General features: G+C 69.0%; 10 protein-coding genes. 7 read left to right on the top strand and 3 right to left on the bottom strand.

Annotated elements, in window-relative coordinates:
• Positions 1-234: hypothetical protein (locus AB1578_18405; protein ID MEW6489867.1), on the bottom strand; the 234-nt coding region annotated here is incomplete at its 3' end.
• 28 nt (positions 235-262) lie between these two features.
• On the bottom strand, positions 263-1,414 hold the full coding sequence (locus AB1578_18400) for a redoxin domain-containing protein (protein MEW6489866.1): 1,152 nt from the start codon (positions 1,412-1,414) through the stop codon (positions 263-265).
• Between the two features lie 272 nt (positions 1,415-1,686).
• Here AB1578_18400 and AB1578_18395 point away from each other — a divergent pair, with 272 nt between their 5' ends.
• Positions 1,687-2,610 (top strand): pseudouridine-5'-phosphate glycosidase, encoded by a 924-nt coding sequence (locus tag AB1578_18395; protein MEW6489865.1) that lies wholly within the window; start codon positions 1,687-1,689, stop codon positions 2,608-2,610.
• Between the two features lie 37 nt (positions 2,611-2,647).
• Here AB1578_18395 and AB1578_18390 read toward each other — a convergent pair whose 3' ends face one another.
• A complete protein-coding gene (locus AB1578_18390; GenBank protein ID MEW6489864.1) occupies positions 2,648-3,538 on the bottom strand; it encodes a DMT family transporter in 891 nt (296 codons plus the stop codon).
• A 127-nt stretch (positions 3,539-3,665) separates the two neighbouring features.
• Here AB1578_18390 and AB1578_18385 point away from each other — a divergent pair, with 127 nt between their 5' ends.
• From AB1578_18385 to AB1578_18360, 6 genes are all read left to right on the top strand, one after another.
• Complete coding sequence (locus tag AB1578_18385; GenBank protein MEW6489863.1) at positions 3,666-3,821, top strand: hypothetical protein; 156 nt, start codon at positions 3,666-3,668, stop codon at positions 3,819-3,821.
• Between the two features lie 76 nt (positions 3,822-3,897).
• A complete protein-coding gene (locus AB1578_18380; protein MEW6489862.1) occupies positions 3,898-4,698 on the top strand; it encodes a transporter substrate-binding domain-containing protein in 801 nt (266 codons plus the stop codon).
• Between the two features lie 34 nt (positions 4,699-4,732).
• Positions 4,733-5,692, top strand: a complete 960-nt coding sequence (locus tag AB1578_18375) for an amino acid ABC transporter permease (protein ID MEW6489861.1) — start codon at positions 4,733-4,735, stop codon at positions 5,690-5,692.
• The gene (locus AB1578_18370) at positions 5,685-6,419 is read left to right on the top strand and encodes an amino acid ABC transporter ATP-binding protein (protein MEW6489860.1); all 735 of its coding nucleotides are present in this window, start codon (positions 5,685-5,687) and stop codon (positions 6,417-6,419) included. The genes AB1578_18375 and AB1578_18370 overlap by 8 nt, the downstream gene beginning before the upstream one ends.
• Before the next feature lie 208 nt (positions 6,420-6,627).
• Positions 6,628-9,399, top strand: coding sequence for an aconitate hydratase AcnA (acnA, locus tag AB1578_18365; protein MEW6489859.1), 2,772 nt, complete (start codon positions 6,628-6,630; stop codon positions 9,397-9,399).
• Positions 9,400-9,844: 445 nt separating this feature from the next.
• Positions 9,845-10,267: a hypothetical protein gene (locus AB1578_18360; GenBank protein ID MEW6489858.1), complete on the top strand. Its 423-nt coding sequence runs from the start codon at positions 9,845-9,847 to the stop codon at positions 10,265-10,267.
• The last annotated feature ends 188 nt before the right edge of the window (positions 10,268-10,455 follow it).

The raw sequence follows: 10,455 nt of genomic DNA, 5'->3' as shown, positions 1-10,455 counted from the left end.
GTAGTCCCAGGCTCCGGCGAGGGGTACGAAGCGGGCCGGCCCGCCCCAGCCCTCCAGGAGGGCGGGGGACTCCAGGAAGAGGAAGGGAGTAAAGCCGTCGTCCTCGGTCGCCACCCCCCGGGGTCCGCGCACGAACAGCCGCACGCGGTCGTCGGCCACCACCTCGACGGCGACCACGGCTTCCTTCGGATCGGCCCCGAAGAGGGCCGCGTTGTCGTAGGGCAGCCGGTCCATCTCGGGCCTCCGGGGAAGGAGGGAGGACCTACTGCTTCTTCATCCCCTCGAGCATCTTGCGCGCCCTGCCGCCCTGCCCGGAAGGCAAGGCGATGAGGCCGTCCACCACCTCGGCGACCAGCGCCTTGGCCTGCTGCGCGTCGCCCGCCTCCTGGGCGGCGGCGGCCCGCTCGAGCTGGGCCGCTACCCGGGCGCCGCGCCCACCTTCGTCTCCGGAGGCAGCCCCACCCGCCGGGAGCTCGGGGAGCTCCTGGTCCTCGGTGTGTTCCACCGCGGCGCGGGTCAGCTCCAGCGCCTTGGGAAGGTCGCCGTCCCGCAGGGCGAAGTGGGCGAGCCCCGCCAGCCCCAGGGGCAGGGTGGCATCCAGGTCCACCGCCTTCTGGAAGGCTTCCCGGGCCGTCTGCCCGGCTTCGGCCTTGCCGTCGCGCTCGATCCCCAGGTGGAGGGCGCCGTTGAGGGCGTGGGCGTCGGGGTACTGGGGATCGTCGGCGAGAACCTGGTCGAGCTTCTCCTTGGACTTGGAGAACTGGTTTCGGTCGAACTGGGTCTTCGCCAGCCCGAAGTTCAGGGTCACCTTCCGGTCCGTCGGCCGATAGCGCTCGTGTTTGGGCTTGTGGCTGGCGGCAACCTCGTCGGCAAGTCCCAGCCCTTCGAGGACCTGGGCGCGCATGTCCTCGTACGCGCTGCTCGGGTGGCCCGAAAACTCGAACACGATCTTTCGGCTCTTGTCGAGGAACGCCGTGGACGGCAGCGCGATCACGCCCCACGTGTTGTACTGCTCCAGGCCCTTGTCGAGGGCCATGGGGAACTTGAGCCCGCGCTCCTGGGCAAACGCGGCGACCTTCGCATCGAGGTCGGCCGGTGCCGAAGCCCCCTCGGCATTGATCGCCACAGCCTTGAGCCCCTTGGCGCCGAACTCGTCCAGGAGCTTCTGGACGTCGTCGAGCTGCGTGGCGGATTTCGGGCTCCAGAGCGCCCAGAAGACCACGATCGTCAGGGGACCGTCACCGTGAAGCTCGCCGAAGTCCACCTTGCCGCCGGCAGTGTCGGGCAGGGAGAACGCCGCCACCTCGTCCCCCACGGCAACGTGCTTGAACGCCGCCGCGGACGTGGAATCCACGAAAAACGTCATCGCCGAGAGCACACAGACGGCAAGTACGAAACGACGAAGATACCACATGGATCCTCCTTGCCGTGGGGGTAGGAAATGCAGTTGCGTCGGCCGGCGAAAACGATCCTGCCGCCCCGCGCGCGGGAAAGCCGGAATCCTACCACCTGCCCGAGCCGAGGTTCAACGCGCAATTTGGATGGTCAACGGCAGTAGCGAGGCCCCGCCTTGCTTGAGACTTCCGGTTCTCAAGGATTCCTGGGAAAGATAGGGGGTTGGCGTTCCAACAGCCGGTGCTTCCTGCTAGCCTGGGTTCGCAACGTGCGCCCTGGCGAGGAGCTCCCATGACGCAGGAATCGCTGGTGATCTCTCCGGCCGTGCAGGAGGCCTTGCGCGGGGGGCGGCCCGTGGTGGCACTGGAGACGGCGGTCCTCACCCACGGCCTGCCCCGCCCGCAGAACCTGGAGGCCTACCGCGAGCTCGAGGCGGCGGTGCGCGGCGGCGGGGCCGTGCCCGCGCCGGTGGGCGTAGTGGGCGGGGTGCTGCGGGTCGGGCTGACCGAAGAGGAGACGGTCCGGCTGGGACAGACGCGCCTCGCGGCCAAGGCGGGGGTGGCCGATCTCCCGGCCCTGGCCGCGCGGGGCGCGGACGCCGGCACCACGGTGGCGGCCACCCTGTGGGCCTGCCGGCGCGCGGGCATCCGGGTCTTTTCCACGGGGGGAATCGGCGGCGTCCACCGGGGTGCCGAGGCCACCTTCGACGTCTCCGGGGATCTCGGGGCCCTGGCCCGGCATGGCGGATGCGTGGTCTGCTCGGGGGCCAAGGTGATCCTGGATCTTCCCAAGACCCTTCAACTCCTCGACACCCTGGGGGTGTGCGTGGTGGGGTACCGGACCAGCGAGTTTCCGGCCTTCCTTTATACCGAGTCGGACCTGCCCTTGCGCCACAGGGTCGAAACGCCCCAGGAAGCGGCGGCCGTGATCGCGTGCCGAGACCGACTCGGGCTGCCCCAGGCGGTGCTCCTGGCGAACCCTCCGCCCATCGAGGTGGCCGTGCCGCGGGAGGAGCTGGAACGGGCCCTGGGCGCCGCCCTCGCCGACGCCGAGCGCCGCGGCCTCCTCGGCCACGAGATGACCCCGGCGCTCCTGGCGGCTCTGGCGGCTTCGTCGGGGGGGGCGACGGTGAACGCCAACCGCGCGCTCCTGCGGGCCAATGCCGCCCTGGCGGCCCAGGTGGCGGTGTGCCTGGCCCGGGCGCAGTCCCAGTGAGCCGCTCCCTCGGCATCCGGCCTGCGCCGGCCCCGCCTCACGAAGCGCGAGCGCTCGCCATTTCGGGCCGCAAGACCTCGGATGCCACCATGCCGACCACGATCAAGGCGCCGCCCGCCCAGGCGAGGGCCGAGAGGCGCTCGCCTGCCAGGGTTACCGAGAAGAGGGCCGCGAAGACGGGCTCGAGGGTATAGACCAGAGCCGCCCGGGTGGGCGTCGTCCAGCGCTGAAAGCTGGTCTGCACCCAAAAGGCATAGGCCGTGGCGAAGACAGCGGTGATGACCAGGGTGACCACCAGGGTTGCGGGCCACTGCCGCGGCCAGGTGACGGGCTCGAAGGCGAGGCTCGCCCCAAACCCCAGGACCGCCATGGTGGCAATCTGCACGGTCGCCAGGGCCCGGCCGTCGTAGCCCTCGGTGAGGGCGTCCAGTCCCAGGATGTGGAGCGCCACGAACACGGAGCACACGACCACCAGAGCGTCTCCGGTCTGGAGCCGCCAGGGGGTCTGGTAGGTGAGCAGGAACAGGCCGGTCACCGCAAGGAAGACGCCGAGCTTTCCTCCGGGGGCCGGGGGCTTGGCCAGGAGCGGGCCGGCCAGAAGCGGAACCCATACCACGTTGAGCCCCGTGAGGAAGCCGGCGTTGGAGGCGGTGGTGAGGGTCAGCCCGAAGGTCTGGAAGAGGTAGGAGAGGAACAGCAGCACGCCGAGGAAGATCCCTCGCACCACGCCTCTGCGGTCCAGCGTCGCGAGGGCGGGCCCCGCGGCGGCCCCGAGCAGCGCCGCGCTCAGGGCAAAGCGCACCCAGAGGAAGCACAGCACCGGAACCTGCGCCACCGCGTCCTTCACCAGGGGGAAGGTCGCCCCCCAGAACAGGGCTACGCTCGCGAGGAGCAGCTCGGCCACGATCCGGCGTCTTCGGTCTTCCACGGGGCGAGATCCTGCCGGCAGTCGTGGGCCGGCGCCTTGCTGGAGAAATGGACCGTATGGTATAAGCCCGCACGACGTTCAAACACGAGTTTCGTGCGGCCACACCCAGCGGGGCGCGGATTGTCTCATGAAGCGCGGCGAAAAGGAACCCATCCAGGTGCTCTGCCCCCGCTGCCGCCACACCGAGATCGTCTACCTTCCCCTGCCCGATTTGCCCAAGTGCCCCGAGTGCGGCATCCCGATGGTCATCGAGGAACTGCTGGACGAGGGGAAGTCCTACTGACGGGGATCCAGTTCACGCGCGGGGCGCGCCGACCGAGCGTCGGCGGGTCCGCGGGTACAACAAGAGGAGGATGATCATGAAGAAGGGTGCCCTTCTGTTCGCGTCACTCCTGGTCGGGATGACGCTGCTAACCGGGCTTGCCGGCGCGGGGACGCTCGACGACATCCAGCAGCGCAAGAAGCTGCGCGTGGGCCTCGAGCCCATGTACATGCCCTTCGAGCTCAACAGCAAGACGGGCGAGATCATCGGCTTCGACGTGGACATGGCCAAGCGCATGGCCCGCGCCATGGACGTGGATCTGGAGTTGGTGAGCACGGCCTGGGACGGGATCATCCCCGCGCTCCTGACGAACAAGTTCGACATCATCATGAGCGGCATGACGGTCACTCAGGCGCGAAACCTCAAGGTCAACTTCGCAGACCCCTACATCGTGGTGGGCCAGACCATCCTGATCCACAAGAAGCACGAAGGCACCGTGCGGTCGTACAAGGACCTCGATGACCCCAAGTACAAGGTGACCTCGAAGCTCGGCACCACGGGTGAGCAGGCGGTCAAACGGCTGATCCCCAGGGCCACCTACCTCTCCTTCGAGACGGAGCAGGAAGGGGTCATGGAAGTGGTCAACGGCAAAGCCGACGCCTTCGTGTACGACTCGCCCTACTGCGCGGTGGCCAATGCCCAGAAGGGGGAGGGAAAGCTCGTGTTCCTCGACGAGCCCTTCACCTACGAACCCCTGGCCTGGGCCGTGCGCAAGGGCGATTACGACTTCATCAATTGGCTCAATCATTTCCTCAACCAGGTGAAGAACGACGGGACCTACGACCGGATCTACGAGAAGTGGTTCAAGAGCGACGTGTGGCTCAAGGACTTGCAGTAGGCCGGCCGCCGACCCTAAAGCCTCGAGCCGGCCCGTGCAGCGAACCGAGCGTTCCTGGCCCTGGCAGCTCCTCCTGGCGGCGATCCTCCTGGCCGCCGCGGCGGGGCTGTGGGTGGCCACGGACCGGATGGACTACACCTGGCGCTGGAATCGGGTGCCCGAGTACTTCGCGTACCGGTCCGAGACCCTCCAGAAGGTCCCCTTCGACGGCGTCGTGGAAGAGGTGCGGGAGAAGGGGGATCGCGTCGAGGTGGCCGTGCGGAGCCCGGAAGGGGAGCGCCGGACCCTGGCGGTGGAGGCCGGCACCGTGCGGGTGCTCCCGGGCGACGACCTCTTCGAGGGAGACCCGGTCGGCTCCACCTTTTCGTGGCGGGCCGGGCCGCTCGCCCGGGGCCTGTGGGTTACGATCTGGCTCTCCTTCGCCTCGGGCTGCCTCGGGCTCGTCCTGGGCCTCGTGGCGGGCCTGTGCCGCGTCTCCAGAAACCCTGCGCTTCGGGGCCTCTCCACGGTGTACGTCGAGATCATCCGGGGAACGCCGCTCCTGGTGCAGATCTTCATTTTCTACTTCTTCATCGGCACGGTGCTCCACCTGGACCGGATCGTGGCGGGAATCGGCGCCCTGGCCGTGTTCGCCGGGGCCTACGTGGCCGAGATCATCCGGGCGGGAATCCAGTCCATCCCCCGGGGCCAGATGGAGGCGGCCCGCTCCCTGGGGATGAGCGTTCCCCAGGCCATGACCCACATCATCCTGCCCCAAGCCTTCAAACGGACGCTGCCGCCTCTGGCGGGGCAGTTCATCAGCCTGGTCAAGGACTCCTCCCTGGTGTCCGTGATCGCGATCACCGACCTCACCAAGAGCGGACGGGAGGTCATCACCTCCACCTTTGCCACGTTCGAGGTGTGGTTCACCGTGGCCGCGCTGTACCTGCTCGTGACCTCGGTCCTCTCCCAACTGATCCAGTGGACGGAGCGGAGGCTCGCCGTCAGTGATTGAGACCCGCGACGTCGTGAAGATCTTCGAGTCCCGGGGGAGGGTCGTCCGGGCCGTGGACGGCGTGAGCACCCGGGTTCGCAAGGGAGAGGTGGTGGTCGTGATCGGTCCCTCGGGTTCCGGCAAATCCACCTTCCTGCGCTGCCTCAACGGGCTCGAGAGCTTCGACGCGGGCCACGTGTTCATCGACGGGATGGACCTGGCGAGCCGGAAGACCGACATCAACAAGGTCCGGCGCGAGGTGGGGATGGTGTTCCAGCAGTTCAATCTCTTCCCCCACAAGACCGTCCTCGAAAACCTGACCCTGGCGCAGCTGGTGGTCCGGGGGCGCAGCCGGGAAGAGGCCGAGGGGAAGGCCCGTCGCCTGCTCCAGAAGGTGGGGATCGCCGAAAAGGAGAGCGAGTATCCCTCGCGCCTCTCGGGAGGCCAGCAGCAGCGGGTGGCGATCGCCCGGGCGCTCGCCATGGACCCCAAGATCATGCTCTTCGACGAACCCACCAGCGCCCTGGACCCCGAGATGGTGGGGGAAGTGCTCGACGTCATGAAGACCCTCGCCCGGGAGGGCATGACCATGGTGGTGGTGACCCACGAGATGGGTTTCGCTCGCGAGGTAGCCGACCGGGTCCTCTTCATGGACGAGGGCAAGGTGGTGGAGGAGGGCACCCCGGAGCACTTCTTCACGGCCCCTCGGGAGGAGCGCACCAAGCTCTTCCTCAGCCAGGTCCTGTAGCACCCCCGCGCCATCCCGATCTCACCACCCGGCAGACCGCCGAGACGCCCCCGCCCGGATCGGAGCGCAAGGGCTCCCGGACCCCGCTCGCCATCCAGGTGGCGGATCGCGACGGCGCCGGGCCCTTGCGTCTGCCCTCCCGGTGTGGTCTTCTTTTCCTCCCCTCCGGCCCCGGCCTGGATCTCCCACCAGCAACAGGAGTGTGACGATGCCCCGGTTTGCCCCCCCGGCCAAGCTTGCCGCCCGCGGCGGCGACGTGCGCTACCACAGCCTGCCCGCCCTCGAGGCCTCGGGTGTCGGCGCGGTCTCCCGCCTGCCCTTCTCGGTCAAGGTGCTCTTGGAGGCGGTGCTTCGCAACTGCGACGGCTACCTCGTTCGAGAGGAGGACGTGGCGGCCCTGGCCCGGTGGGGGAGCGCCGGGGAGCCGGAGCGGGAGCTCGCCTTCCTCCCGGCCCGGGTGCTCCTCCAAGATTTCACGGGGGTGCCTGCGGTGGTGGATCTCGCGGCCCTGCGCGCGGCCATGGACCGGCTCGGGGGGGACCCGAAGAGGATCAACCCCCTCATTCCCGTGGATCTCATCATCGACCACTCGGTCCAGGTGGACCGCTTCGGCACCGAGGCATCCCTCGCCTTCAACGCCCAGAAGGAGTTCGAGCGAAACCGCGAGCGCTACGAGTTCCTCAAGTGGGGCCAGGAGTCCTTCGACAACTTCCGGGTGGTGCCCCCCGCCACCGGCATCTGCCACCAGGTCAATCTGGAGTACCTGGCCCGGGTGGTGCAGGTGCGAAACGGCGTGGCCCTGCCCGACTCCCTGGTGGGCACCGACTCCCACACGACCATGATCAACGGCCTCGGGGTGGTGGGATGGGGTGTTGGCGGCATCGAAGCCGAGGCGGTGATGCTCGGCCAGCCCATCTACATGCTTACTCCGGCAGTCGTGGGGATGCGGCTCACAGGGGTGCTCCGTCCCGGCGTCACCGCCACGGATCTCGTGCTCACCGTGACCCAGATCCTGCGAAAGCACGGGGTGGTGAACAAGTTCGTTGAGTTCTGCGGCCACGGTCTCGCAGCTTTGAGCCTGCCCGACCGTGCCACCCTCGCCAACATGGCCCCCGAGTACGGAGCCACCATGGGGTTCTTCCCCGTGGACGAGGTGACCCTGGAGTACCTGCGCTTCACCGGCCGCGGGGGGGATCTGGCCGATCTCGTGGAGCGCTACACCAAGGAGCAGGGGCTGTTCCACACCGACGAGACACCCGAGCCGGCCTACTCGGAGATCCTGGAGCTCGATCTGGACACGGTGGTGCCCTGCCTGGCGGGCCCCAAGCGCCCCCAGGACCGGGTGGCGCTGCCCCAGGTAAAGAAGGCCTTCGCCCAGGAGCTTCGCACCACCTACAGCAAGGGCGCGGAGGCCGACCGCCCCGAGGACCTCAACGGGTGCCGCTGGCTGGGGGAGGGCGGCACGCCCCTGGAGGCGCCCCTGGTCCACCAGCCCCACCGGGCGGACTCCTACGAGAAGGACCGCACGCCCGTTCGCCTGGGAGACGTGGAGACCTCGCTCACCCACGGCTCGGTGGTCATTGCCGCCATCACCTCGTGCACCAACACCTCGAACCCGGCGCTTCTCCTGGGCGCCGGGCTCCTGGCGAAGAAGGCCGTGGAGCGCGGCCTCACCGTGCGGCCCTGGGTCAAGACGAGCTTTGCTCCGGGGTCCCTGGTGGTGACCCGGTACCTGGAGGCGGCGGGCCTCACCCCGTATCTGGAGGCCCTGCGGTTTCACACCGTGGGGTACGGGTGCACCACCTGCATCGGCAACAGCGGCCCCCTTCCCGATCCGGTGGCGACGGCGATCTCCGAACGCGATCTGGTGGTGGCCTCGGTCCTTTCGGGAAACCGCAACTTCGAGGGCCGTATCAACCCCCACACCAAGGCCAACTACCTGGCGAGCCCGCCCCTGGTGGTCGCCTACGCGCTGGCGGGAACCGTCGACATCGACCTGGAGAGCGAGCCATTGGGGCACGGCCCCAACGATGAAGCCGTCTATCTCAAGGACCTGTGGCCCACCGACGAGGAGGTGCGCCAGGCCGTGGAGCGGGCGGTGGGCGCCGAAATGTTCGGCGAAGAGTACGCCCGGGTGTTCGACGGCGACCGCCTGTGGCAGGCCATCCCGTCTTCGGGCGGAGATCTCTACGTCTGGGACCCGGCTTCGACCTACGTGCGGGAGCCCCCGTTCTTCCAGGAGCTGAGTGCTGCCCCCCCGGGCATCCGCCCGATCCGGGGCGCCCGGGTGCTGGCCCTCTTCGGCGACTCCATCACCACCGACCACATCTCGCCGGCCGGCTCGTTTCGCGCCCAGAGCCCCGCCGGCTCGTACCTGGCCTCCCTGGGGGTGGCCCCCGCCGACTTCAACTCCTACGGCTCCCGGCGGGGCAACCACGAGGTCATGATGCGGGGCACCTTCGCCAACGTGCGCCTGCGAAACCAGCTGGCACCGGGCTCGGAGGGGGGCGTCACCGAGCACCTGCCCAGCGGCGAGCGGATGAGCATCTATGACGCCGCCATGCGCTATCAGGCCGAGGGCACGCCGCTCGTGGTACTGGCGGGGAAGGACTACGGCATGGGGTCGAGCCGGGACTGGGCCGCCAAGGGCACCTACCTCCTGGGCGTGCGCGCCGTGTTGGCGGAGAGCTACGAGCGCATCCACCGCTCGAACCTGGTGGGCATGGGGGTGCTGCCCCTCCAGTTCCCGGAGGCGCAGTCCGCCGCCTCCCTGGGGCTGACGGGGCGGGAGAGCTTCCAGGTGGAGGGCCTGGACGGCGATCTCACGCCGGGCCAGGTCGTGCGGGTCACCGCCGCGGGCGAGGACGGGGCGGTTCGAACCTTCGACGCGGTGCTCCGGGTGGACACCCCCGTGGAGATGGAATACTGCCGCAACGGCGGCATCCTCCAGACCGTCTTGAGGAAGCTTCTCAAAGGCTGAGGAGGTGGCGCCCGGACGGCGCGCGCGGTTCAGGAGGAGCAGCGTGGGAGACACGGCGACGGAACAGAAATGGACGGGCGGGCGCCCCGGACCCAGGGAGGGGACAGGGATCGTCGGGAGTCCGGAGCCGCCCGCCCGATCCACTCATCGGCGCGCACAGGGAAAACTTGAGGCCCGGATGGGGAAGAAATGCCATCGCCTCCGGGAAATTCGTCCGCCCGGGAGTGCGTGGAGCCTGCGAGCTGCGGCCCCGATTGCCCTGGCTCTCCTCGCGGCAGCGAGCCTGGCCCTGGGAGGCTGTGCGCTGGGAGGGCGAGGTGCGAAAGAGCGTTACGACAACGCGCGCGCCCTGGCAAGCAGCCTTCAGCAGCCCGCGAGAGGCACCGCGGAGCAACGCACCTACCGGAACAGCCGTTACCGCGGCGCGGCGTTTGCCGGAGTACAGGTGCATCCCCTAACGCTCGAAGCGGCACCCTACGAAGACCGCGAATACCAGGCGTTTCTCGGCGACCTGCGGCTGGCCCTCGAGTTTGCCACGGCACAGGCCCTGGCGACGGTGCCCCGCCTCGGATCCGTCAACCGCTCGACTCCGGCCGGCCCCGGCGTCGCCCTGCGGTGCGTCATCGAGGCGCTCGTCCACGTCACCCCCACCGGCCAGCCCGTGGGGCGCGACCCCGTGTTCCGGGACCCGCAACCCAAGCTCATCGTCGTCTACCGCATCGAGGACGCGGCCACGGACGAGCCGGTCTTCCGATATACCAGCGTGGAAATTTCCCATTGGGAGTATGGCCCCTGGGCCATGGAGGACCTGCTGGCGCGCGCGGTACAGGCCGCAGGAGAACTGCGGGAAGCGCTCGCCAAGGAGTAGGCCTCCCGGCGTCCTGCCGGGCGCGAGAAAGCCCGCGCGGGCTTCCCGGTGGCCGACCTCCCGCGTGCGTGCCCGCAGGTGAGCCGCGACATGCTCAAGAAGGTATTGGGCAGGCGACGGGGCGAAGGTCGGATCGAGTGCCATGGGCAAGGACCGTCTGCCCTCTGGCGAAAGAGGGGATCTTACCG

This window comes from Thermodesulfobacteriota bacterium (assembly GCA_040756475.1).
GTDB lineage: Bacteria > Desulfobacterota > Deferrisomatia > Deferrisomatales > JACRMM01 > JBFLZB01.
Note: the sequence above shows the minus strand (reverse complement) of the source record. Positions and strands in the feature narration are given on the sequence as shown.

What these genes read in the sequence shown, in the direction of transcription:
- AB1578_18400 (MEW6489866.1), bottom strand. Translation starts at nt 1,414, where the DNA reads ATGTGGTATCTTCGTCGTTTCGTACTTGCCGTCTGTGTGCTCTCGGCG.
- AB1578_18395 (MEW6489865.1), top strand. Translation starts at nt 1,687, where the DNA reads ATGACGCAGGAATCGCTGGTGATCTCTCCGGCCGTGCAGGAGGCCTTG.
- AB1578_18385 (MEW6489863.1), top strand. Translation starts at nt 3,666, where the DNA reads ATGAAGCGCGGCGAAAAGGAACCCATCCAGGTGCTCTGCCCCCGCTGC.
- AB1578_18380 (MEW6489862.1), top strand. Translation starts at nt 3,898, where the DNA reads ATGAAGAAGGGTGCCCTTCTGTTCGCGTCACTCCTGGTCGGGATGACG.
- acnA (MEW6489859.1), top strand. Translation starts at nt 6,628, where the DNA reads ATGCCCCGGTTTGCCCCCCCGGCCAAGCTTGCCGCCCGCGGCGGCGAC.